The following is a 24,408-nucleotide window of genomic DNA, read 5'->3' on the forward strand; positions in this document are numbered from 1 at the left end:
ACGAAGCAAAATGCAGCGTCGATGCAGCAATGGCGCCGGGATGGACACGGACGAGTTCGATGATTGAATTGCACAGGCGGAGCGCGGCGGCACGTCTGGCCGCGTGCAGCATTGCCGCGCTGGTCGCGGGCTGTCATCCGGGAAGTGACGGCGCGGCTGCACCGGCACCGGTCTCACCGGCTTTCAAAAGCGCGGACGAATGGCCGCGGACCTATCAACTGGCCGACGCCAGCGTTGCCGTCTACCAGCCGCAGGTGGAGAGCTGGCAAGGCAATCAGCTCACCTTCCGCGGCGTCGTCGCGGCGACCCCGAGCGGCGGTAATGCAGCCGCGTTCGGCGTGATCTGGGGCGCGGCGCGAACCTCGGTCGACCCGGTGTCGCGGCTGGTGATGCTGCAGACCGTAACGCTCACCCGCAGCAATTTCCCGACGCTGCCCGACAACGGCGCGGGCTACCTGAGTGAATTGCAGCAGGATCTGTCGAGCGCGCCGCAGACGGTCTCGCTCGACCGGCTGGAAGCGTCTCTCGCCGCCTCGGGTGCTGCGAGGGTGCCGACGGTGGCGGTCAGTAACACGCCGCCTTCGATCATCGTCAGCACGACCCCTGCCATCCTGATTCCAATCGACGGTGCGACGGTGACCCGCGCCGTTCCCGGCACTGGCTTTGAACGGGTGATCAATACCCGCGCCATCATCCTCCGGCAGCCGGGTACGGCGGCGTTCTATCTGCATGTCTATGACGGGTGGTTGACGGCATCCTCGCTCGAAGGCCCGTGGCAACAGGCGAGCAGCATGCCCGCCGGCATCGATGCGGTGGCCGATCAGCTGACCACCGCGAAACAGGGCGATCCCCTCGACGGCGCCGGTGCGACGCCGCCACCGTCACTCAGCAACGGAACGCCAACCATCTATGTCCGCCACGCGCCGGCCGAACTGATTGTATTCAAGGGGGCGCCTGCCTTCGCACCGATCGCCGGCAGCGGTCTGCTCTGGGCGACTAACACCACCTCGTACGTTATTCGCGACACAGCGGACGGATCGGATTACGTGCTGATTTCCGGGCGCTGGTACAGTGCTTTCTCGCTGCAGGGGCCGTGGACGTTCGTGCCGAGCACGGCGCTGCCGGCGCGTTTCGCCGCGATCCCGCCCGCCAGCCCGGCCGGCGTGGTGCTGGCGTCGGTGGCGGGCACGCCGCAAGCGCGGGAGGCGGTGATCGAGAACAGTGTTCCGCGGACGGCGACCATTCCGCTGTCCGGTGGACCGGCATTTACCGCCGTCTTCGATGGTGATCCGCAGTTGCGACCGATCGAGGGCACCGCCCTGCAATATGTCGCCAATTCTCCGACACCGATCATTGAGGTGAACCCCTCCAGCTTCTACGCCCTCAGCAAGGGAATCTGGTTTACCTCGCCGTCGCTCTATGGTCCGTGGAACGTCGCCACAGCAGTCCCGGCGTCGATTTATGACATTCCGCCATCCTCGCCGGTCTACTACGTCACCTATGTCCGCGTTTACGGCGTGACGACGGAGGCGGTCTACGAAGGTTACACGCCCGGTTACATGGGCACTGTCGTGGCACCGGACGGTGTCGTCGTTTACGGCACGGGTTACGACTACCAGCCGTGGGTGGGCACGACCTATTACGCGCCACCGCCCACCTACGGGGTGGAGGCGAACCCGACCTACAATCCCGCGACCGGCTGGACCTACGGCTTCGCGATGGGCCTGACGACGGCGGCTGTTGCCGACTCCTGGGGCTCGCCGACCTACTACTCGACGACCTACACTGGATATCCCTGTTGCGGCTCGTCCAGCGCCGACGTTTACGGCCAGTATCGCGATACCGCTACCTCGGGTACGGAGTCCTGGTACTCGAATAACAGCAATGTCGGCCGGGACTACTCCGGCAGCTACAATGACTACCGGACCGGAACCAGCGGCACCGTCTATGCCCAGCAAAACTATGACGAGAAAACCGGAACGGAAAAGTACAATACCGACCGGACCATGAATACTCCGGCTGGGGCCAGTGGCAGCGTACAACGCTACGGCAACTATACCCCGGGCGATCCGGCGGCCGGGTCCTACGCAACGATGACGCGGTCGGAGACGGGCGCGTCCGGCGCGACCAGTCAGGCACAGCGGACCTCGGAATACGATCCCACGACCGGCACCTACAGCAGCAGCTACAGCGGATCGGTTACCGGAGCCGCTGGCGCGTCGCGCAGTGCTTCGGCCAGCAGCAGCTACGATCCGGCGACCGGCTCTAGCACCTACAGCACAAGCCGGACCGCGACTACCGCCGGCGGAAGTTCGGTGACCTCGCAGGCTGGCGTCGAGACCGGCGCCGGCGGCTCGGGGGTTGGCCGCGAGACCACCGTTACCAACGCCCAGACCGGGCAGACGAAGACCTACGGGCAGGGCTACTCGGACGGAACGCACTACGCCAGCGCCGACGGGCAGGTCTATCGCAATTCCGGCAGCGGCTGGCAGCAGCAGACTTCGGGCGGCGGCTGGCAGAACGCTTCCGGCGATACGTCGTGGGCCGATCGCGCGCAGCAGGCTCAGAGCCAAGGTGCCTCGCGCTTCGGCAACTTCTCGGGCGGTGGTTGGGGCGGCGGCTCGGCGGGCGGATTCGGCGGCTTTGGTGGCGGCTCGGGCGGTGGGGGCGGTTTCGCCAGCCGGTTCAGCGGGGGCGGGTTTGGAGATCGCTTCGGAGAAGGCGGAGGGTTCAGCGGCGGCCGGTCGGGGGGAGGGCGCCGCTAGTCAGCCAATCGAGCGAGGCTCCAAACGGCCGGCTTTCGCGATTTTCGGACAAAGTTGCCGCGTGCAGCGCAGCAGTCAGAACCAAGTGACACAGCTTCAGCAGCAGGTGATTGAAGTGCAGGAGAAAAGCGGAACAGACGCAAAATAACAGGGAATGATCCGTTAACATATTCAAGTAACTGTCTCCACCGGCATCACGATATTGCAGCGGACGCAGAAGCGAGGTTTGCCATTTGATCTCCTCAGCTCGATGGCATGCCGAGATCATCGTACAAACAGCGCCGACATCTTCACGGAATTGCGCCAAGCGCACACTTTCAGCCATTACAGGAGCATAAAATGCAGAATTTTTCTTTCTCACGTGGTCGCGCGGTCTTGGCAGGCTGGTGCATCGGTGCGGCGGCATCCCTGCCAATCATTGCCGCGCCTGTGCTGCTCATGCAGCTTGCTTCGCCCGCCTCTGCCCAGACGACCGGTGTTTCCGATGTTGGCCAGTCGGAGATGATCACCGTGCGCGCGACCGTCAAGGCGATCGACCTGAAGGCGCGCACCGTTACCCTGGTCGGACCGGAAGGTGGAACGACGACGCTGAAGGTCGGCAAGGACGTGCAGAATCTGCAGCAGGTCCAACCCGGCGATGTCGTCGTCGCCGAGTATACGCAGTCCGTCGCCTACCTGATCGCGCCTCCGGGCACGAAGGTACCGGCAGACGCGCTGGGAGTCGCCGCCGTGCGCGCGGCACCGGGCGAGATGCCGGCGGGCGGCGTTGTCAGCAAAGTCGTCGTTACCGGCTTGGTTGTCGGAATTAACCTGGGTGCGCATACGATTTCGCTCGTCGATCCGGATGGCGGCGAGGTGCGCACGATCGTCGTGAAGGATCCCGACAACCTGCGGATGCTGTCGTCAGTCAAGGTGGGTGACACGATCACGGCCGTAATCTCCGAGGCCATTGCCGCCGTTGTCGAGCCAGCGGCGTAGTTCGAGACGATGGTCACCGGTGGGGCCGCACGGTCTTCGACACCGACCCGTTGAGTTGCAGGATCGCCCCCGGCGCGTAGACGGTGGCGATCCCAAGACCGCTCGCCGGTGCGTTCTCCATCGCTAATCCCAGCGCGTGGCTGCCCGGCTTCTCCAGACGGAGCAGTCGTGACAGTGACAGCCCTCTCGGCACGCCTTCCGGCACCACACGCAGGTGAAAGAGCACGCCATGACCTCGCATGCCACTGTGGCACCTCGCCGATCCGGCCCCATCGGCGCGTTCGCGCTCACCGCAGCGCTGCTGAGCGCGTGCACCAGCGTCGCGGTCGACCCGGAGGTGGGTGCCAGCGAGCAGCTTCCCAAACCGAGCCGCGTACTGGTCTACAACTTCGCGATCACGCCCCAGGAAATCCAGCTTGACGCGGTCGGCTCGGCGATCACCCAGGCACTGGACGGCACCGCTTCGAGCGCGCAGGAGCAGCAGGTCGGACATGCCGTTGCCGCCGCGCTCGCCAAGCACCTGACGTCCAGCGTCAACGGCATGGGGCTCTATGCCGAGCGCGCGTCCGGCCCGGTGCCATCCGCCGGCTATGATGTGCTGATCGTAGGCCAACTGGTATCGATCGACGAAGGCAGCGCCACCGAGCGGATGATCATCGGTCTAGGCGCCGGCCGCAGCCAGGTCGAGGCGCACGTCCAGGTCTACGAGAGCGTCAACGATCGCAGCATCCCGATCGAGAGCATGGTCGGCAGTGCCAAGAGCACCTTGATGCCGGGTGCGGCAGAAACGATGGGGGTGGGGGCGCTGACCGGCCATCTGCTGGTCTCGGCGGCGATTACCGCCGGCTCGCAGGTTGCCAACCAGACGCTAAGCGCCAACGTCGATTCGGAGGCCGGCCGGCTCGGCGACAAGGTCGCGGACCAGCTGAAATCGCTGTTCCTCGAACAGGGTTGGATCGCCGGAAGTTGAGCGGCGTGAAAATGCGTCCATTATCAGGTCGCTGAAATGGCGCTCGACGGATTGGGCGATGGGTGATGATACGGCCAAGCTTGGCCGCTGTTACGTCCGACGTCATCGCCTGGTGGGGCTTTTTGGCTCGAGGTGTTGTCTCGGACGGAGACTGGCTGTCGCACCACGGTGGAGATCGCCGTGCCGCGGGCACGCCTTCGCACCGCCGGCGGCGGGACCGCCGAGTGGAAGAGCCGGGTGCTGCCGCGCTATGGCCGGATGACGAAGCAGGTGGAGGTGCTGATCGCCGGCACCAATATCTGTCGCGTGCACCGGACGCTGCTCGGCGACCTCCTCGCGCGCGGCCTGCAGACTCCCGAAATCCTGATCACCGACGGCACCGCCGGCCTCGAGACGGTGCTGCCGGCGCTGGCTGGAGGTGCCGACCCAGAGCTGCACCGTCCACAAGCGCCACAACCAGTTTGCCCAAGCGCCGGGGCAGCTGCACGAGGAGGCTTTCGCCGATTACACCAAGATCTACGCCGAAACCGCGAAAGAGATCGAGGACCGGCGCAAGGCCTTTCTGCGCTAGTGGTGGATGAAGTGGCGGGCGCCGCCGATAGCGTCAAGTTAGCCGGTGACCGGTTGTTCACCTTCACCCGCTTGCCAACCGGCCAGTGGCGATCGGCGCGCACCAGCAATGCCGTCGAATGGCCGCACGAGGAGTTCAAGCGCCGCATCAAGACCCAGACTGTCCCGCCGTCGCCGGAGACCGCCGCGATGTTGTTCTGGACTGTGCTCGCCTTCGGTCAGATCGCCATGCGAAAGGTCGACGGCTGGCAGACACTGGCCACCAAACCAACCGACGCGGTGATTGACCTCGCCGCTTGAGCCGTTACCCTCAAGCTGCCGGAGACACCATCACGGCGATTTCAACCACATTCCAGACAGCACCGTTGCGGTAGCGTATTTGACTTGTCTGCCTGATAATGAGCATTCGCATGAACACTGAGATCGCCAGCACGACGATGGCCACGGCGTCATTGTGGACGATCGTCGTTCGGGCGGACAATGCCGCCGCCGCCATAGCCCTCGAGGCGGCTTTAGAGCCGCAATCCCTGAGCGTCTCTCGCTTCGACGCTGGGGCAGGGGAGTGGCGGATCGAGGCGCTCTGCGCCGAAGAGCCCGACCGTTCGGCGCTCGCTCTGTCGCTGACGCTGGCTGCCGCGGCTTCCGGCACGTCGATACCGGAAGCTGTCGTCGAGCCCCTGGCGGAGCGGCCATGGCTGGCGGAAAACCGCGAGCGGTTTGCGGCGTTTCGCATCGGCCGCTTTCACATCCAAGAGCCGGACGACGAAACACCGGTACCGCTTGGCGGGCGGATCGTCCTGCGCATCGAGGCGGCGGGCGCCTTCGGCTCCGGACGGCATGGCTCGACGGAGGGTTGCCTGCGCGCGCTTGACCACTTGGCGCCTCGTCCGTTCCGCCGGCCGCTGGACATCGGCTGCGGCTCGGGAATTCTTGCGATCGCCGCAGCCCGGCTGTGGCGGGTGCCGGTCCTGGCGAGCGATATTGACGCAGAGGCCGTCGGCGTGTGCCGCGCCAACGCCCGGCTTAACGGTGTCGCGCATCTCGTCCGCACCGTCGTCGCGAGCGGCTACCGCTCACCGGCCATCAGTGCCGCGCCGTCGTTCGATCTTATTTCGTGCAATATCCTCGCCCGGCCACTCAAGCGCATGGCTGCAACCTTGACGCGGCATCTTTCGCCCGGCGGAATCGCCGTTGTCGCCGGATTGCTGGTCGCGGATGGAAACGACGTTCTGGCGGCGCACCGGGCGGCGGGGCTGCGGCTCGTCCGGGTGATCGACATGGGAGGCTGGCGAACGCTGGTGCTGCGCCGGGGATCTCTCAAGCGCCGGTGAGGTGCTCGCGCAGGCGTGGCATCAGCTCGACGAAGTTGCACGGCCGATGCCGCGCGTCGAGTTGAAAGACGAGAATATCGTCCCAGGCATCCTTGCAGGCACCGGTCGAACCGGGAAGAGCAAAGATATAGGTCCCGCCGGCAACGGCGCCCATCGCGCGACTCTGGATGGTCGACGTGCCGATCTTGGCGAAACTCAGCCAGCGGAACAACTCGCCGAATCCGGGAATCTCCTTGTCCATCACTACGTACACCGCTTCCGGGGTGACGTCGCGGCCGGTCACGCCGGTTCCCCCGGTGGTGATGATCGCGTCAATGCCGGGATCGGCGATCCACGCGCGGAACACTTGGACGATAACGGCGGTGTCATCGCGGACGATCGAGCGTGCTGAAACCACGTGGCCGGCGGCGGTGATGCGCTGGACAAGCACATCACCCGAGGTATCGTTCGCGATCGTGCGGCTGTCGGATACGGTAAGAACGGCGATGTTGACCGGAACGAACGGGCGGTCAGACGCGCGGTTCGCCTTACTCGCCGGCGGCATGTTCGGCGATTTCGACCGGCGTGGTATCGATGCCGTCGTAGCTCGGCCAGCGACCGGCGGCCAATGAATCAAGAGACGGGGACGACTGGTGGAGGCGGTGCCGGTAAATCCACAAGTTGGCGAGGACGTGCTCGATGAATCCGCGGGTCTCGGCGTAAGGGATGCTCTCGATGAACAACAGCGGATCGCTGAACGCCTGAGGCTCGCGCTGCCAGCGTTCAAGATTGCCCGGGCCGCCGTTCCAAGCCGCCGCGAGCCGGAACAGATCGTTGCCGACGTTCTCGTCAGCGAGCAGAAGCTCGAGATAGCGCTGGCCGAGCATGAGATTGACTTCGGGGCTGGACAGCTCACGCGGTTTCGTTGCCGAGAGCCCGGTCGAGCGGGCGACGAAACGTGCTGTCGCTGGCATGAGCTGCATCAGTCCCCGGGCACCGGCGCGGCTGACGGCGCGCGGATTAAAGCTCGATTCCTGCCGCATCAACGCGTAGATCAGTGCCCGGTCGGTGCTGAATCCGCCGTCCGGCACCCAGCTCGGAATGGGATACTGCGCACCCGCATACTGGACGCCGTAGGCTTTGAGGCGCCGCTGTAGCCGGAACGCCAGATCGGCCATGCCGGAGTTTTCGGCGACGATCATCGCGCCGTGGGCCACATCCGGCCGGCCGCGCGCCGCGATCCCCATGAGGAGCTGCTCGGCCTGCGCCTGACGGCTTTGTTGCATAAGCGCAAGCGCGCGTTGCCCGTCCTCCGACTGGTTGAACGCGGCCAGTGCCGCCTCGTCCTCTTCCGTCAGGTCCCACTGGAACGGCATGGGCAGCCCGAGGATGCGCCGGGCGAGAAGCCCGTAGAACGTCTCGGTGCAGTCGGCGGCGACCGCCAGCCATGCCGATACTTCGGATGGCCGCTGAGCGAACAGGTTTGCCCGTGCCGCCCAGAACGCGCCGCCGGCGACAAGCCAGGGGTTGGCGCGATCGCTCCGCGCGACACTCTCAAAGTAAAGCGAGGCTTCGTCGTAGTTCTCGCTCCGCCACGCGGCCAAGCCTGCGTCCCATGCTGCATCGACGGAGAGCCGGGGGATCTGGCGGATTGGCTCACCCGTCCAACCAACGCCCTCAACGGCGGCGCCGGAATCGTCGCTGTCGTCAGGCCCGATTTCGATCGCGATGGGGGAGGGTTGCACAGGAGTGGAGAAAGCGGAGGTGCCGACGAGCGGTGTGGCAATTTCGACTGTGGGCGATGCGGCCTGGGAATAATTTGGAGGCGCTTCGCCGGCCCACGCGGGTACCGAGGCAAACGCAAAGATACTCAAAAAGAATGGGGCACAAGCCGACTTGGATCGCAACACTCTGTCCTAAAAGTGACGTGTTTGTCCTTCTAACAATCGCTGCTGCGCGGGCGCAAGAGAAAACACCAGCGTTGTAGCTCGCTTGGTTCAGCGGCGTCCCTTTCTGGGGGCGATAGGGAGCCGCTCAAATCGCGGTTATTCTCGCTTTGATTGCCAAAAGATCGCGCCAGGCCAATCGCTTTTGCCCAGGCGAACGGAGCAGATAGGCGGGATGAAACAACGCCATGGCCGGAATGGACTGCGCCATCCGCGCCGTCTGAAACGTCAGCCAACGCCCACGCAATCGCCCGACGCTCTCCTCGCGTCTGAGCAGCGCCGTCGCCGCGGGACCGCCGAGCGCGACGACGACCTCGGGGGCGATCAGCTCGATCAGTCGCTCAACGAATGGGGTGCACGCGGCGATTTCGCTCAAGGTCGGGCTGCGGTTGCCGGGAGGGCGCCAGAAAATCGTATTTGAAATGAAAACGTTAGCGCGATCGAGGCCGATCGAGGCGAGCATCCGGTCAAGCAAACGCCCGCTCGGGCCGACAAACGGCAGGCCCCTTCGATCCTCTTCAGCGCCGGGCGCCTCACCGATGAAAACGATTCGCGCCGAGGCGGATCCGTCGCCGAAGACGAGGTTGGTCGCCGTCTTGCTGAGGGCGCAACCGTCGAATCGCTCGAGTGCGGCACGCAACTCGGCAAGTGATGCGGCCTGCTCGGCGAGCGCGCGCGCGCCGACGTCGACCGGGTCCGCAGTGAGTCTCGCCGATGCCGTGCCGCTTGGCGAACGAGCCGCGTCGGGCCGTCCGGCGGTGGGGATTTGCGATCGCGGCGTTGCGATCGCTTGTGCGGGTGCTGCTGCGGGCTCGTCGTCCGGCGCGAATCCGGATGGTGCCCGTCCCGGCTCAGCGGCGAACTCACGCTCAGCGGGAGCGGCGTCGCCGAGGCCGTACCGGTTCAGCGGCGAATCGCGAACCGCCTCGTCGACGCCGGCGTCGAGATACCAGCGTAAGACGGCTGCGGGTGATAAAATGGGACTGCTCGGCATGCGCTCCGGTTATTCGTCGAGACCGCGAGAGATCAAGGGTGATGATTTTGCGGCTGCAACGCACCACCTTATGCTATAACTCGCATCGGGTGAAGGCGAACGGCGCTAGGGCCGGGTTCGGCCGTTCCGTTGAGCGCCGTGGTCCGGTCGACACCGCACGGCCGATAACGACGATCGGAATGTCGGCACCTGCTCCGTGAGGCGGACGGCCTCCGGCGGCTCAAGAGCGGCGTACGCCGGGCGGCGTGGTCGAATTGCGCCGATCCCGACGATGCGAACATGTAGCGTAGGCCGAATGACCGTTATCCAAAATGCTGGAGGCAGGGGGCGACGCGCGACTGCTGCCGCCGGCCTGTTGATGGCCTCGCTGTTGATGGCCTGTGCCGCGAACGAGGGTGCGACGGGCGCCGCCGGGAAGGACAGTCCTGCCGAGCCGGGATCGAGCATTTCCGGAAACTATCTGGCCGCGCGGCACGCTGGCGTTGTCGGCGACGACCAGGAAGCCGCGAGTTTTCTGACGGCAGCACTGGCGCAATCGCCGGATGATCCCGTGCTGCTCGGTCGCGCCTATTCGGCACTGGCGATGGACGGGCGGGTCGCCGAAGCGGTCGAAGTCGCGCGTCGCTTCATCGCCGTCGAGCAAAACGTTGCTCTGCCCTACGTCGTCGTCGCCACGGGCGATATTCACGATGGCCGGTTCGACGATGCGGTTCGCACGCTGGATAACATTCCGCACGGCCCGCTCTCGCTGTTCCTCACGCCGGTGCTCAAGGCTTGGGCGGATTTCGGCGCCGGGCGGATTGACGCCGCTACTGCCGATCTGGGGCCGCTGAAGGCCAACCCGCCGACCGCGACTCTCTATGACGTGCACGCCGCCTGGCTCAGCGATGCCGCCGGTGATTCCGCGGCTGCCCTCGCGCACGCCCGTGATGCCGTCGCCGCGCAGCCTGAGCCATGGTTCCGACTTGCAGACTTGGCTGGCCAGATCTTTGAGCGGGCGGGCCAGCCGGCAGAGGCCGCGGCTGTTTACGAGCGCTATCTGAGCCGCCATCCGGACTCGCAACTCATGCAGCCGGGATTCACGCGGCTGCATGAGGGCGTGCGTCCAGGAATCGAGATCGCCACGGCTCAGGACGGCGCGGCGGAAGTGCTGTTCGACGCCGCTGGTATCGCCGGTCGGCAGAACAGCCGGGAGACGGCGCTCGTGTTCGGACGTTTGGGCCTTTACCTCCGCCCGGACTTCCCGGAGTTGCAGATCCTCATCGGAGACATGCTGGAGAGCGATCAGCGCCTGGCGGACGCCAACGAGGTCTACGCCGGGATCGACCCGAACTCACCGTTGTCGGTTACCGCGCAAATCGGCATCGCCCGTAACCTCGATCGCCTCGGCCACTTCGATGAGGCGCAGCGGCTGCTTCGCCAACTCGCGGCGGAACGGCCGTCGGACGCCGACCCGCTGACCGAACTGGCGGACATCTTGCGGCGTAAGGAGCGCTTTGCCGAAGCGGTCGAGGTTTATGACGAGGCGATCGCCCGCATCGGCACGCTGCAGCCGCGTCACTGGCGACTGCTGTACGCCCGCGGTATCGCGCTCGAGCGCTCGAATCAGTGGCCGCGTGCCGAATCCGACTTCGTCCAGGCGCTGAAGTTCGAGCCAGATCAACCTTTTGTGCTGAATTATCTTGGATACTCTTGGGTCGAGCAGGGGCGAAACCTCGACCAGGCGGAGGCGATGATCCGCAAGGCCGTCGAGCTGCAGCCAAACGACGGCTACATCGTCGACAGCCTTGGCTGGGTCCTGTTCCGCCTCGGGCGCTACGACGAGGCGGTGATCGAACTCGAGCAGGCGGTCGAGCTCCGGCCGGAGGACGCAGCGATCAACGACCATCTGGGCGATGCCTATTGGACGGTCGGACGTCAACGGGAAGCGCGTTACCAGTGGATGGCGGCGCTGGCGAGCGGTCCCGAGGCGAAATTGAAGGCCGAGATTGAAAAGAAACTCGAGCGAGGCCTGCTCCGCGAGGCAAACGCTGGGGTGCAATGAGCGAGAACGCGAACGAACGCGTCGTCGAGTTGGCGCCAGCGAAGGTCAACCTTTACCTGCACGTCATCGGTCGTCGTGCCGACGGCTATCATCTGCTCGATAGCCTCGTCGTTTTTGCCTCGATCGGGGACCGGATCGAGGTGCGGCTGGCGGACCGGCTCTGCTTGTCCATCGAAGGTCCGTTCGCGCGAGACATTCCTGCCGACGAGGACAATCTCGTCGTTCGGGCGGCGCGCATGCTGGCGGCAGCGGCGGGAATCGCGCCTGCGGTGGCCATTCGACTTGATAAGCGCCTTCCGGTCGCGGCGGGAATCGGCGGTGGATCGGCGGACGCGGCGGCGACGCTGCGGGCCCTGTTGCGCCTTTGGCGTCTTGATGCCGCGATAATGGACCTCGATCGTCTGGCGCTTTCGCTCGGCGCCGATGTGCCGATGTGCCTGGCGGGGCGTCCGGTCTTCGTCGGCGGGGTCGGCGAGGTGATCGAGGCCGCACCGCACGTCCCGGCCTGTGGGCTTGTGCTGGTCAACCCGCGCGAGGCGCTGCCGACACCGCGCGTCTTTGCTGCCCGCCATGGGGCATTTTCCGCCCCGGCCCGCCTGGTGGTGCAAGCGCGGGACGCTGCGGAGCTGGCGTCGATGGTCGCGGAGCGGCACAACGATCTGACGCGGGCTGCAACGACGCTGGTGCCGACGATCGCTACGGTGATCGAGAGGCTGTCGGCGATGCCGGGCGTTCTTCTGGCCCGTATGAGCGGTAGTGGCGCGACCTGCTTCGGGCTGTGCGCCGACGCCGATACCGCGTCGGACGTATCGCGTGATCTAAAGAGGCGCCACCCGGAATGGTGGATCGAGCCAGCGTCTGTTGCGATAGAAACGCGGAACGACTAAGGTCCGACCTCTGGTGGGGCGTCGCCAAGCGGTAAGGCACCGGTTTTTGGTACCGGCATTCGGAGGTTCGAATCCTCCCGCCCCAGCCACCACCGCACAGAGCTTCCAAGCTCACAGGGCGTCCAAACGCGGGACGCTACGCGCGGCTATCAGGCGGCGCGGAGCTTGGCGATGAAGCTATCGACGGACTGGCGCAAGCCCGTCGCTTGATCCGCCAGGTGTTCGGTCGCCGTCAGCACCGTGTTCGCCGCGGTGCCGGTTTCGCCGGCCGCCTGTTCCACATTGGCGATATTGGCCGAAACGTCGCCGGTCCGTCGCGCCGCCTCGTCGACATTGCGGGCGATGTTCTGGGTCGCGACTTGCTGCTGCTCGACAGCGGCCGCGATGGTGGTCGCGATCTCATTCAGCGAACCGATCGTCCCGACGATGTGCTCGATCGCCGATACGGTGTCGGCGATATGGGCGCGGGCGTATTCGATGTGGGACGCGATCTCTCCCGTCGCCTGGGAGGTCTGGTTGGCGAGCCCCTTCACTTCACCGGCGACGACCGCAAATCCACGCCCGGCCTCACCCGCCCGCGCCGCCTCGATCGTCGCATTGAGCGCCAGTAGATTGGTCTGCGCGGCGATGGTATCGATCAGGGTAACGACAGTGCCGATTTTTTCGGCCGCGCAAGCCAATTCGCGCACGATCGTTTCAGCCCCTTGCGCCTGATCGACGGCACGGCTGGCAATGGAGTTCGACCGACCGACCTGCCCGGCGATTTCCTGTATGGACCCGGCAAGCTGCTCGGCGGCGCTCGCGACCGTCTGAACGTTGCTCGTCGCCTGCTCTGAAGCGGATGCGACGTCGGCTGCCCGCTGGCTGGCAACTTTAGCCGTCGTCGTCATCGATCGCGACGTCGTTTGCATTTCGCGCGCCGAGGTCGTGAGCGCCTCGGCCATGCTCTTCACTTCCGCCTCGAAGCTTTGGGCGAATGCTTCGAGTGCCTGACGCCGCTCAGCATCAGCGCGCACCCGGATCTGGCCTTGCTCGGCTTCCAGGCGTTGGTTTTCCAGGATGTTGTCACGAAACACATGAACGGCGGCAACCATCGCCTGGATTTCACCGACCTGTGATTGCGGCAGCGTGACCGCAACGTCGCCATGCGCGAGCCGTTGCATACAGCGGGAAAGGGCGGACAGCGGCCGGTTGATGCCGCGGGCGATGAAGGTGAGCAACGGCACGAGACCGAGTACGGCAACGCAAAACGTGATCAGCCCGCCGGTGAGTGAGTGGTCGGCCGCGCTTTGAACGCTGCGGAGTTCGTCGCGCTGGCGCTCCGAAGCCTTTTCGACCATGTCGGTAAGGAAGCTTACGACCTGTGAGCCCGCCTCGTCGATCTGATCGTCAAGGACGGCAAAGGTATCGTCGCCGGCACCGGTCTTGACAGCGGCCGGCAAATCCACTTGTACGGCGCGCGCGAACACCTCCACCTTGTCGCGGTACGCCACCATGTCGGTCGGCTTTCCAGTCACGTCGGCCATGCGTCGCAGCGATTCTTCCCCAGCGCGCAGTCCCTCCACTGCTTCCGCGACAATCGCAATTCGATCCGGATGCAATTGCCCTTCAGCGCGGTCGACGATCGTATCCATCGCTGCCAGCGTCATTTCGCGGGCCAGACGTTCCATGTTGACGACGGATTCGGTTTTCTCGCGCAGCTCTTCGGCGACGCTGGCGGCGTTCCGGATCACATTCACTCCGATGGTCTCGATGAGGACGACGATCGCCAGCGCAAGAATCGCGCTGATGCCCATAGCAACGAAACGCACACCGATGCTCGACGTGCGGCCGAACCGCTTCGCGACTTGTATCTGCCCATCCGTCATGATGATCGCACCGCCTCCGCAAATCCCAAGCAACCGGGTAGGGCTTGGAGCTTCGCATGACGGCGTTAAAACTCGCTTAAAGACAGGCGGCGCCGTGCTCGGTGCGCTCAAAATCCGCCCATATGGCCTATCAGGATATCAGGCCATCGGCCGGGGCGTCATTGCCGCTCGGGTGCAGATCGCATTTTGACGATGATCGCGCGCTGATATCGGCGCCCCGATCAACGCCAGGCTGCAGCCGCGTCGAGCAGCTCCTGGGGTGGTGGTGGGAGGTCCGCCTCCGGCAGGGGAGCGAGATACCAATCCCCGGAGTTGTCATCGACGAGCCGCCGTCCGGCAATCCAATAGCAGAGCCTGAAGCGCAGGACGGCACCTTGCGCCACGTCGACCTCAATCCCCCAACGGGTTCTGTCCGCGTCGCCATCGGCCGTTCCCTGCGCCCGCAAGGGCGCATCGGTGCGAACGCTTCCAAGATCGCCGACGCGCACGAACTGCACATGGATCGCGGTGACGGTCTTTGCCGCATCGAGAATGAGGCTAAACCGGTCGGATGACTCACCGGCCTGGCGTGCGATTCTCGCCTGCAATCGATCGATCTCGCGGCACGCGAAGCCGAACCGGAAGTTGCTGCCGTCGTCGCTATCGTATGCGGTGGTGCCGCTGGCGTTGACGAACGAGAACCAGACAGTAATGAATTCGGCGTCAGCAGGAACGTCGATCCCGACCGACAGCATCGATCCCTGGCCGGTCGAATCGATGTCGGGGCAGGGAACGATGCCGGCGGGTGAGCGAAGCGCCACGTCAAGGGGCGTGGCGTTTGGGTGAAACTGCACATGCGCGATCACCGGGCGCTGTGGATCGCCAAATCTCCACGCCTCGCCGTGCGGGACGATGCGATGCGGATCGTAGCGCAGAAGCAGCGGCGCGCCCGGACGCAGCTCCCCGCCAGGCAGTTCGTGAAAGTCGCTGGTGAAACTGATTTCCGCCGGCTTTCCGGTTCCCGCTCGCGGTTTCATAGCGATGAACTCCCATCGACGGCCGCGTCGCGCGCCATCCCCGAGGTTAGAACGTCGATCACGATGTCCGCGGCGCCATCGAACACCTTGACGACGACGGCTCCGCTCGTCTGGTCCGACAGATAGGTGTCCTGCTGCGCGGCATCGAGCGCTGTCCTGGATGGCGTATCGTTGATCGGCTGGCGGTTGACCCTGATCGCGGCGACGGCGGCGATGCCAGGTAGCCGGACGAAAAAGAATGGTTCAGGGGGGGAATAGCCATCATGCAGGCGCCGGACGCAGACCCGGGTTCCGCCGGGAATCGCGCTCCGGCTGATCCGCGTAATGCGGAAGGCGGCGTCCCGCTCGGCGCGGGTGGTGATGCCGTCATCCTGATAAAGCAGGTGATCGTCGTCGGGGCCGGGGTAGACGACGATCTCGATCGGGTTTTCCGCGAGGTCTCCGACGTACTGCTCGACGCGTGAACGCAGCGGCAGGATTGCGCCGGCACGCACGAAGATCGGCACGGCGTCAAGCGCGACCGCGATCTCCGCAAGCGTTTGCCCGCCCGTGATCGACGGGCCGAGTGGCCCGTCGAGTCCCGGGAACGCGAACCAGTCGCTTCCGGCGGGAAGATAAACGTCGCGCAGGGCCGGGCGAGCGGGGTCCGGGGCCGGGGACAGGATGGGGGCGACGAGGACGTCCTTGCCGACGAAAAACTGGTCATCGAGGTGGCCGAACACCGCCGGATCGTCCGGATCGTTGAGGAACAGCGCCCGCGCGATCGGCATGCCGGTCTGGGTCCACTCGTACATCGCATCGTAGTATAAGGGCAGCATGCGGTAGCGAAGCTCGACAATCCGCCGGCAGATGCTCGCGACCGGTTCGCCGAAGGCGTAAACCTCCTGATATTCTTTATCGTAGCCGAGATAATGGTTGCGAAACCACGGCAGGAATGAGCCGGCCTGCATCCAGCGCACGAACAACTCGGGCGCGGTGATCCCGCCAACCAGGCGGCCGTCCCGGACCTCCGCGCGAGCGGTTGTGCCCGCGGGAACCGGGCCGGTGGCGAACCCGCCGACGTCGCCCCCCGAAATTGGCACCCCCGAAAGGCCGAGGTTCAAGGTCTGCGGTATGGCGATGCGCAGGAAATCCCAGCTCGATGCGTTATCGCCGGTCCACAGCGCGGCGTAGCGCTGCAAGCCGGCGACGCCGCCTCGTGCGAGGATGAACGGGCGCACATCCGGGCGCAGGCTGGTAAGGCCGGCGTGGGTCGCTTTCAGCAGAAACATTGCGTAGGCGTTGTGGCAGACGCCATGGGGGACGTACGCGCCGCCGTCGTATGTCATCAGATCGAGCGGCAGGGTTCCATCCGGCGTATCGGCGGAGACGGCCGCTGCCGGACACATCATATCCTGCCAGATCATATCGATGCCAAGCTCGCCGATGAGATGAGCGTATTGCCGTGCCCAAGCGGCCTGGACCTCGGGACGGCCGATATCGGGATAGTTCATGCGCGCGCCGAGAGGAGTGACACCGTCGCGGTTGGGGACGAGCGGTGGATAGGGATATGGATTGATGCCAGGGTTGGCGCCGTAGGAAACCGCGGCTGAGAACAGCCCGACGCCGGAGTCGGACGCGCGGCCGGCGCGGACGTCGTAGAGCAGGAAGCCTTGTTTCAGCAGCTCCTGGCGCTGCGCGAACGGGGCGATCGCACCGCGTTCGTCGAGGGGGTTGTCGGTGATCAGCGGCGTGACGACGGTCGAGCATTTGAATCCCGCAGCGCGCAGGCCGGCCAGCATGCCGGCGGCGTCGGGAAATTTCATCTCGCTGTGGGTGAAGACGCGGTAATTGTTCTGCAGGTCGATGTCGATGTGCAGGCCGTCGAGGGGAATGCGCGCGTCCCGGTAGGCTTGCGCCACGCTCTCCAGGCGCGCCCGGTCGAAATAGCCATAACAACCCTGATGAAAGCCGAACACATATTGCGGCGGCATCGGGCCGCGTCCGGTCAACCGGGTATACTGGCGCAGGACATCGGCGACGCGTTCGCCGAGAAGAATGTAATAGTCGAGCTCGCCGAACATCGCCCCGAAGGCGTAGCGGTCGGGCGACGTGTCGGTGCCGAGATCGAAGAACGACTGCGATACGTTATCGAAATACAGGCCATAGCATGAGGGCGGGCCGGTGAACGCGCCGCTCGGCGTGGGGTTGATCTCGATCAGCAGAGGAATCGAGGCATAGAGCGGTTCCGCCGGATTGAGTGGACCGCCCTCTTCGCCGGCGGGGATCGGTGCGCGGGCGTAGATGAAATTATCGAAGTTGAAATTCGTCATCCGGCTGCCGTTCTTGAGCAGCCGCTCGCCCGCCTTCTCGCCGAAGCCGCAGTAAAGCGCGTTTTCCGGCCGGACCTTGAGGCTGGCGATACCGTGCTCGCCGGGGCGAAAGACGATGCCGCCACCCGGCCGGTCGGCACAGATCAACTGTCCGGCCAAAAAAATACGCAGCGCGAAGGAGCGAAGGTCGACGTCAAGGCGCATCGCCCCGGCTTCAATGATCAAACGCTCGTCGGTACATTCGACGATCCTTGCCTCGCTCGAACCAAGGGCGCGATCGACCACGGCATGCGACCGTTCACCCAAGGGCTCGCCGCCCGGCCGGGGATTGAAACGGACACGAACGCATGTCGGCGAAAGGATGGACAGGCGGATGGCGAGCGGGTGATCGCGCAGCCTCAGCACGAAGTCCCCGCCTTCCTTGTCGACTCGCGTGATCCCGCCGGTGCTCACCCATGGCTCGCGGTCGGGCGTAAACGCGTCGATCGGTGCAAATGATATGGGCATCGGCTTCCCCCTCACCCGGACCGGAGAGGACAGTATCGCATCGATCGGCCGGCGGAAACACCGCCACGTGCCCAAACGGGGCGCACTGGCGTGGGGCGGCACGGCCGTCGTATCAGCTTCATTCGTACCGTCGCAGGTCAGATCACTGTGCAACGGTGGATCGATAAGCTGTTACGGTTTGCCCGGATTCGCAAAGGACGCCGGAACGGCGTGAGGGTGTTCGTGGAAAACTACGTTCGAAAAATTCTCGAAGCGCGCGTCTACGACGTTGCGATACAGACGCCGCTCGACCGCATGGTCCGTCTCGGCCAACGGCTCGCTTGCCCGGTGCTTTTGAAGCGGGAAGACTTGCAGCCGGTGTTCTCGTTCAAGATCAGGGGCGCCTACAACCGGCTCGCGCGGCTCTCCCGGCAGGCGTCCTCCGCCGGCGTGATCTGTGCTTCGGCGGGAAATCACGCCCAGGGCGTCGCCCTGTCGGCGCAGCGGCTGGGGATCGAGGCCACGATCGTCATGCCAGTAACAACACCCACGATCAAGATCGATGCCGTTCGCTACTGGGGGGGCATTGTGGTGCTCGAGGGCGATACGTTCGATGAAGCCTACGCGCACGCGCGCCGGCTGGAGCAGCAGCACGGTCTGACCTTCATTCATCCCTTCGACGATCCCGACGTCATCGCCGGCCAGGGGACGATCGGCGTCGAAATCTTGCAGCGGCATCTCGATCCGATCGAAGCGATTTTCGTTCCCGTCGGCGGCGGCGGCCTCGCCGCCGGAGTGGCGTCGTATGTGAAATTTCTGCGACCAGAAACCAAGGTGATCGGCGTCGAGCCCAGCGACGCCGCCTCGATGAAGGCCGCGATCGACGCCGGCGAGCGGGTTATCCTCGATCGGGTTGGTCTGTTCGCCGACGGGGTCGCGGTCCGCCAGGCCGGCGCCGAGACCTATCGTCTGTGCCGGCAATTACTGGACGATATTCTCGTTGCCGACACCGATGCCACCTGCGCTGCCATCAAGGACATCTTTGAGGACGTTCGGGTGATCGCCGAGCCGGCGGGCGCGCTGGCGCTGGCCGGCTTGAAGGCATACGCCGCGGCCAATCCGCAGCGGACCGGGGCGCTGGTCGCGATCAACAGCGGCGCCAACATGAACTTCGATCGGCTGCGCCACGTCGCCGAGCGCGCGGAGGTCGGGGAAGCGCGCGAAATCCTCCTCGGCGTTACCATCCCCGAGGAACGGGGAAGCTACCGCCATTTCATCCAGGTTCTAGGTCCGCGAACGATCACCGAATTCAACTATCGTTACGCCGAAAACGCCGAGGCGCATGTGTTCGTCGGCCTGAAGCTGGCCGACTCTCATCGTGAAAAGGCCGAGATCCTCGCGCAACTAACTCGTATGGGGTATGGCGTGCTCGACATCAGTGCCAACGAGACGGCGAAGCTGCATATCCGCTACATGGTCGGCGGGCGCGCCGCGGCCTTGCGCAACGAGATGATTTTCCGCTTCGAGTTTCCCGAACGCCCGGGAGCGCTAATGCGGTTCCTCGACGGCGTCGGCGCCGACTGGAACATCACGCTCTTTCACTACCGCAATCACGGTGCCGATTATGGCCGGGTGCTCGCCGGCCTACAGGTTCCGCCCGCGGACCGGCAGCGGTTCGCCGACCGCCTGGGGCTGCTCGGATACCCCTATGAAGAAGAAACTGACAATCCCGCGTACCGGATGTTCCTCAGTCGCTGAGTGGGGCATCGCTTCGTTGCCGCCCCGCCGCCCCGCCGGAATTCCGATTTTAACCGTCGCGGCGCTCGGTTGCGGCGCGGCCGCCCGCCTCTTCGATCACGGCACGCCTCCGTGCCTCCTCGATAAAGCGGTCGGAGAGACCATGATAGAGCGGCCTTGAGACGACGAGCCGGGAGGCACCGAAGCCCAGTACCGCTGCGACCATCAGGGGAATGACGTTCGCGGCGCTCCCCGTCATCTCGAGAATAATGACGAAGGCGGTCATCGGCGCCTGAACCACCCCGGCGAAGTAGCCCGCCATGCCGAGCACGGCGACGAGGCCCGTCGATCCCGTTCCAACGATTGTCCCAATCCAGCTCCCCAGTCCCGCGCCGACCGCGAGCGATGGCGCGAAAAGGCCGCCGGGAATCCCCGACAGCGCGGTAACGAGCGTTGCTGCAAGCTTCGCCGGCCAGAACGATGCGGACAGACTGTCACCCTCGACCGCGCTGCGTGCCTGCTCGTAGCCCGTGCCGAAGGTCGCGCCGCTGGTCAGGAGTCCGATGAGCGATACGATAACGCCACAGCCGATCGCCAGCGCGAGACTGCGCCAGCGCGGGCATGTGTCGATCCAGCGCTGGGCGATGCGCGAGCCGTCGAGAAGCAGCCGGCTGAAGGTGCCGCCGGCAAGGCCGCCGATCACTCCGCAGACGACGACCAGGGTCCAATCTCGCGCATCGATTACACTCGCCGATGTCGAGCCGAAATAGGTGTAGTTGCCGACGAGGCCGAGGGATGCGAGACCGGCGATAATCACCGCATAAAGAACGAGGCCGTTGGTGCGTTGCTCGAAGGAGCGACTCATTTCCTCGATGGCGAAGACGATGCCGGCGAGAGGGGTATTGAAGGCTGCGGCAATGCCGGCGGCCGAGCCGGCAAGGATGAGACCGCGCTCGTTGCGAAGCCCGCCCCAGATCGCCACCTGCAGCATGATGGCCGCACCCACCTGAACTGTCGGCCCCTCCCGACCGATCGAGGCGCCGGCCAGGAGGCCGGCGATGGTGAGGCCGACCTTTCCTATGATCAGGTTCGGCGAAAGCAGGCGCCGCCGATCGTCATTCGTGCGCAGGTGCCGGGCGGCGATCGCCTGGGGAATGCCGCTGCCCTGCGAGCCGGGGAACATTACTCGCGCGAAATAGGCGCATGCGGCAAAACCGGCAGGTGTCGCGATCAGCGGCAGCCACCAGAACTGGCGGGCGGCGGCCGAGAATGTCGCCTGACTCCAGTTGGCTGCTTCGGCGAAAACCACGCTGAGCCCGCCGATGGCGATCGCGCCCAGCCAGAAAACCAGGCGTCGGCGCCAGATCCGCCGCGAAAGCCACCGGGCGGGCAGCCGGCGTCGCCGAAATGCCAATGCGAACACGCGTTTCTCCCTTCGCGGATCTGTCATAAACGTCGCGTGCGCGCGCCGCCAGTGATTTGCCTTTGCAGTCGGGCGCCAGGCACGGTGGCGTCATTCCACCCGCACCGCCGTCGCGAGACTGGATCGTATGCTAGAGGGATTTTCTCGCCGATAAGATCGCACGACCGGCGTGGAACGCGCACGGACGGAGCGCGGACGAGACGAGCGAAAAGGTGGCGCAAAGGTCCCGATGGCTGAACCGGCGCAACGGGCTCCGCTCTCTGAGCGGGCACGTTGCGCGGGGGCGGCTTACTGGCCGGAGCGGCCTGCCTGGACACCCTTCTGGTAGGCGTCTTCCTGCGATTTCTTGTATTGATCGTAGAGATAGCCGCCGGCGAGACCCGACGCGCCGCCGATCGCCGCGCCCCACGCGGCGCTGCCGGCAAGCGCGCCGATCGCGGCACCGCCCGCTGCGCCGGCCGCGCCGCCGGTCAGCGAACGTTGCTGGGTATCGGTCATGCCCGTACAGCCTGACAGCAGCATCGCGACACAGGCGAGGGCGGCCAAACCCATCCGTTTCATAATCGAGCTCCTCGTTACCAAAGCACCGTGTCTATCCCGTCCGCCTCAACCGGCGCTGTCCGACGGCTTAGCGGGTGCAGGGATAGGCCTCACCGAGATAGCGGAACAGCACGTCGACCGGGGGATGGCTCATGTACTCGCTATGCGACTTCACCCAGGCGACGAACGCCGCGATCGCGGTATTGCGCGTCGGCGGGGGGTCGGGGATGCAGATAAACTGGCTGTCCGGGTCGGCCGCCGCCGCTGCCAGATAATATTGGTAGGCGCCGATGGCAAATCCTTGGCAGAAATTGACTGCGGCAACGTAGTGCTCGCTCGTCGGGCTGGCGTCGCACAGGTCGACGAGGTCGGAGACCGTCTTGACCTGAAAGTTCTCGATCGTCGTCGCGTTCGTCGGCGAACCCGCCACAAGCGCGCCGCCGATCATTGCGCTTCGGATCACGGCGCGTCCGATCACGGCGCCAGCCGTACCAAGCACCCTTTCCATTCTCTTTCTCCCCTCCAGTTCTCGCGCATGAATGCCCTGGCGCGCCCGCGATTCAGGTGGTTGCGACCGACGCCGAAGCGCGACTGCCCAACCACCTTGCGAGCTTACGTTGCCTCGAATGTCCGCCGATGCAAGCAGACACGCGCCTGAACGGGTAGACGAGAGAAAAATCGCCGCCTTGCCGTGCCTGCGTCAGGCGGCGCGGCTCGCCTTTTTTCGCTCGTGCTCCTTGAGAAACTTCTTGCGGATGCGAATCGACTTGGGCGTGACCTCGACGAGTTCGTCGTCGTTGATGAACTCGAGGCTGAATTCGAGTGTCGTGCGGATCGGCGGAACAAGAATGATGTTCTCGTCCGATCCCGCCGCGCGGATGTTGGTGAGCTGCTTGGCCTTCAGCGGATTGACGCACAAATCGTTGCCGCGGGTATGGATGCCGATGACCATGCCTTCGTAGATGTCGGTATTGTGGCCGACAAACAGGCGCCCACGCTCCTGCAAGCTGAACAGCGAGTAGGCGACCGCCTTGCCCGACGCCATCGAAACAAGCGCACCATTCACCCGCCGTCCGAGTTCACCGGTCACCCGCGGTCCATAGCGCTCGAACGCATGGTAGATCAGGCCGGTGCCGGAGGTCGAGGTTAGAAAATCCGAGCGAAAGCCGATCAGCCCGCGCGTGGGGATGAGGTAATCGAGACGAACCCGTCCGCGCCCGTCCGGGACCATGTCCTTCAGTTCGCCGCGACGCTCGCCGAGCCGCTCCATAACCGCGCCCTGATGCGCTTCCTCGATGTCGACGGTCAACGTCTCCCACGGCTCGCAGACCTCGCCGTCGATCGTCTTCAAGATGACCTCGGGCCGCGAGATGGCGAGTTCGTAGCCCTCGCGGCGCATGTTCTCGATGAGGATGGCGAGGTGCAACTCGCCGCGGCCGGAGACCTTGAACTTGTCCGGATTCTCGCCGGGCTCGACGCGCAGGGCGACGTTGTGAATCAGCTCCTCGTCCAGCCGTTCGCGCAGGTTGCGGGAGGTGACGTACTTGCCTTCCTTGCCGCCCAGCGGCGAATCGTTGACCTGAAACGTCATGCTGATCGTCGGCTCATCGACGAGCAACGCCGGCAGCGGTTCGACGGCGTCCGGATCGCAGACCGTATCCGAGATCTTCAGCCCTTCGATGCCGGTGAACGAAACGATATCGCCGGCCTTGGCTTCTTCAAGTTCGATGCGCTCAAGCCCGTGGAAGGCCAGGATCTGCAGGACGCGGCCGCGGCGGACCGTGCCGTCCGCGGCGGCGACGGCGACCGTCGTGTTGCGGCGCACCCGGCCGCGCTGGATACGGGCGATGCCGATGACGCCGACGTAGCTGGAATAATCGAGCGCGCTCACCTGCATCTGCAGCGGACCGTCCAGATCGACCTGCGGCGGAGGCACCCTGTCGACGATGGTCTGGAACAGCGCGTCCATTCCGCCGTCGCGCACCGCCGGATCGAGCGACGCCCATCCCTCGATCGCCGAGGCGTAGATCACCGGGAAATCGAGCTGGTCGTGGTTGGCGCCGAGGCGATCGAACAGATCGAAGGTCTGATCGACGACCCATTCCGGACGCGCCGCCGCGCGGTCGACCTTGTTGACAACGACGATCGGCTTGAGGCCGCGGGCCAGCGCCTTGCGGGTGACGAAGGTGGTCTGTGGCATCGGTCCTTCGACTGCGTCGACCAGTAGCAGCACGCAATCGACCATCGATAAGGCGCGCTCGACCTCGCCGCCGAAGTCGGCGTGGCCGGGGGTATCGAGGATGTTGATTCGCCGGTCCCGCCAGTCGATGGCGGTGTTCTTGGCGAGGATGGTGATGCCGCGCTCGCGTTCGAGATCGTTCGAGTCCATCATCCGCTCGCGGGTCTCGCCATGCGCGCGCAGGCTTCCCGACTGGCGAAGTAGCTGGTCTACCAGCGTCGTCTTGCCGTGGTCGACATGCGCGACGATGGCGACGTTACGAATATGATCGGCCGCTCCGGCCATGGGGCGCTCCCGGGTCCGCAATTAAAGAGTTCAAAGGC

20 protein-coding genes and 1 tRNA gene are annotated in these 24,408 nt (G+C 65.1%); 9 read left to right on the top strand and 12 right to left on the bottom strand.

Going from position 1 to position 24,408, the window contains the following annotated elements:
• The first annotated feature begins 59 nt into the window (after positions 1–59).
• A complete protein-coding gene (locus tag IPK66_07635; protein MBK8175126.1) occupies positions 60–2,765 on the top strand; it encodes a hypothetical protein in 2,706 nt (901 codons plus the stop codon).
• On the opposite strand, the gene IPK66_07640 is transcribed toward IPK66_07635, so the two are convergent.
• Positions 2,731–3,126: a hypothetical protein gene (locus IPK66_07640; protein ID MBK8175127.1), complete on the bottom strand. Its 396-nt coding sequence runs from the start codon at positions 3,124–3,126 to the stop codon at positions 2,731–2,733. The two genes, IPK66_07635 and IPK66_07640, sit on opposite strands and share 35 nt — an antisense overlap.
• Between IPK66_07640 and IPK66_07645 the strand changes: the two genes are divergently transcribed.
• Positions 3,105–3,743, top strand: coding sequence for a hypothetical protein (locus tag IPK66_07645; protein MBK8175128.1), 639 nt, complete (start codon positions 3,105–3,107; stop codon positions 3,741–3,743). The two genes, IPK66_07640 and IPK66_07645, sit on opposite strands and share 22 nt — an antisense overlap.
• A gap of 13 nt (positions 3,744–3,756) precedes the next feature.
• Here IPK66_07645 and IPK66_07650 read toward each other — a convergent pair whose 3' ends face one another.
• Complete coding sequence (locus IPK66_07650; protein MBK8175129.1) at positions 3,757–3,969, bottom strand: hypothetical protein; 213 nt, start codon at positions 3,967–3,969, stop codon at positions 3,757–3,759.
• A gap of 3 nt (positions 3,970–3,972) precedes the next feature.
• On the opposite strand from IPK66_07650, the gene IPK66_07655 reads away from it, so the two are divergent.
• The 3 genes from IPK66_07655 (at position 3,973) to IPK66_07665 (ending at position 6,614) form a co-directional block, all read left to right on the top strand.
• Entirely contained in the window at positions 3,973–4,713 is a 741-nt protein-coding gene (locus IPK66_07655; GenBank protein MBK8175130.1) for a DUF4410 domain-containing protein, read from the top strand.
• 237 nt (positions 4,714–4,950) lie between these two features.
• Complete coding sequence (locus IPK66_07660) at positions 4,951–5,583, top strand: transposase (protein ID MBK8175131.1); 633 nt, start codon at positions 4,951–4,953, stop codon at positions 5,581–5,583.
• Between the two features lie 110 nt (positions 5,584–5,693).
• Positions 5,694–6,614 (top strand): 50S ribosomal protein L11 methyltransferase, encoded by a 921-nt coding sequence (locus IPK66_07665; GenBank protein MBK8175132.1) that lies wholly within the window; start codon positions 5,694–5,696, stop codon positions 6,612–6,614.
• Here IPK66_07665 and moaB read toward each other — a convergent pair.
• The 3 genes from moaB to IPK66_07680 all read right to left on the bottom strand — a co-directional run bounded on the left by moaB (position 6,601) and on the right by IPK66_07680 (position 9,533).
• A complete protein-coding gene (gene moaB / locus IPK66_07670) occupies positions 6,601–7,158 on the bottom strand; it encodes a molybdenum cofactor biosynthesis protein B (protein ID MBK8175133.1) in 558 nt (185 codons plus the stop codon). The genes IPK66_07665 and moaB overlap by 14 nt on opposite strands.
• Positions 7,142–8,197: a lytic transglycosylase domain-containing protein gene (locus tag IPK66_07675; GenBank protein MBK8175134.1), complete on the bottom strand. Its 1,056-nt coding sequence runs from the start codon at positions 8,195–8,197 to the stop codon at positions 7,142–7,144. Before IPK66_07675 ends, moaB begins: the two co-directional genes overlap by 17 nt.
• 430 nt (positions 8,198–8,627) lie before the next feature.
• Complete coding sequence (locus tag IPK66_07680; protein ID MBK8175135.1) at positions 8,628–9,533, bottom strand: uracil-DNA glycosylase; 906 nt, start codon at positions 9,531–9,533, stop codon at positions 8,628–8,630.
• Positions 9,534–9,828: 295 nt separating this feature from the next.
• On the opposite strand from IPK66_07680, the gene IPK66_07685 reads away from it, so the two are divergent.
• The 3 genes from IPK66_07685 (at position 9,829) to IPK66_07695 (ending at position 12,553) form a co-directional block, all read left to right on the top strand.
• Positions 9,829–11,577, top strand: a complete 1,749-nt coding sequence (locus IPK66_07685) for a tetratricopeptide repeat protein (GenBank protein MBK8175136.1) — start codon at positions 9,829–9,831, stop codon at positions 11,575–11,577.
• Positions 11,574–12,464, top strand: coding sequence for a 4-(cytidine 5'-diphospho)-2-C-methyl-D-erythritol kinase (locus IPK66_07690; protein MBK8175137.1), 891 nt, complete (start codon positions 11,574–11,576; stop codon positions 12,462–12,464). Before IPK66_07685 ends, IPK66_07690 begins: the two co-directional genes overlap by 4 nt.
• A gap of 14 nt (positions 12,465–12,478) precedes the next feature.
• Positions 12,479–12,553, top strand: a tRNA-Gln gene (locus tag IPK66_07695).
• A 60-nt stretch (positions 12,554–12,613) separates the two neighbouring features.
• Here IPK66_07695 and IPK66_07700 read toward each other — a convergent pair.
• The 3 genes from IPK66_07700 to IPK66_07710 form a co-directional block, all read right to left on the bottom strand.
• A complete protein-coding gene (locus IPK66_07700) occupies positions 12,614–14,332 on the bottom strand; it encodes a HAMP domain-containing protein (protein MBK8175138.1) in 1,719 nt (572 codons plus the stop codon).
• Between the two features lie 221 nt (positions 14,333–14,553).
• Positions 14,554–15,348 (bottom strand): hypothetical protein, encoded by a 795-nt coding sequence (locus tag IPK66_07705; protein MBK8175139.1) that lies wholly within the window; start codon positions 15,346–15,348, stop codon positions 14,554–14,556.
• On the bottom strand, positions 15,345–18,167 hold the full coding sequence (locus IPK66_07710; protein ID MBK8175140.1) for a DUF4968 domain-containing protein: 2,823 nt from the start codon (positions 18,165–18,167) through the stop codon (positions 15,345–15,347). The genes IPK66_07705 and IPK66_07710 overlap by 4 nt, the downstream gene beginning before the upstream one ends.
• 222 nt (positions 18,168–18,389) lie before the next feature.
• On the opposite strand from IPK66_07710, the gene ilvA reads away from it, so the two are divergent.
• A complete protein-coding gene (gene ilvA, locus IPK66_07715) occupies positions 18,390–19,904 on the top strand; it encodes a threonine ammonia-lyase, biosynthetic (protein MBK8175141.1) in 1,515 nt (504 codons plus the stop codon).
• 49 nt (positions 19,905–19,953) lie between these two features.
• Here ilvA and IPK66_07720 read toward each other — a convergent pair whose 3' ends face one another.
• The 4 genes from IPK66_07720 to typA all read right to left on the bottom strand — a co-directional run bounded on the left by IPK66_07720 (position 19,954) and on the right by typA (position 24,370).
• Entirely contained in the window at positions 19,954–21,333 is a 1,380-nt protein-coding gene (locus IPK66_07720) for a chloride channel protein (GenBank protein ID MBK8175142.1), read from the bottom strand.
• 261 nt (positions 21,334–21,594) lie between these two features.
• Positions 21,595–21,858 (bottom strand): hypothetical protein, encoded by a 264-nt coding sequence (locus IPK66_07725; GenBank protein ID MBK8175143.1) that lies wholly within the window; start codon positions 21,856–21,858, stop codon positions 21,595–21,597.
• Between the two features lie 76 nt (positions 21,859–21,934).
• Positions 21,935–22,354: a hypothetical protein gene (locus IPK66_07730; GenBank protein MBK8175144.1), complete on the bottom strand. Its 420-nt coding sequence runs from the start codon at positions 22,352–22,354 to the stop codon at positions 21,935–21,937.
• Positions 22,355–22,546: 192 nt separating this feature from the next.
• Entirely contained in the window at positions 22,547–24,370 is a 1,824-nt protein-coding gene (gene typA, locus IPK66_07735; GenBank protein ID MBK8175145.1) for a translational GTPase TypA, read from the bottom strand.
• Between the last annotated feature and the right edge of the window lie 38 nt (positions 24,371–24,408).

It is taken from the genome of Rhodospirillales bacterium, from assembly GCA_016712595.1.
In the GTDB taxonomy this organism is placed as follows: Bacteria; Pseudomonadota; Alphaproteobacteria; order Rhodospirillales; family Defluviicoccaceae; genus Defluviicoccus.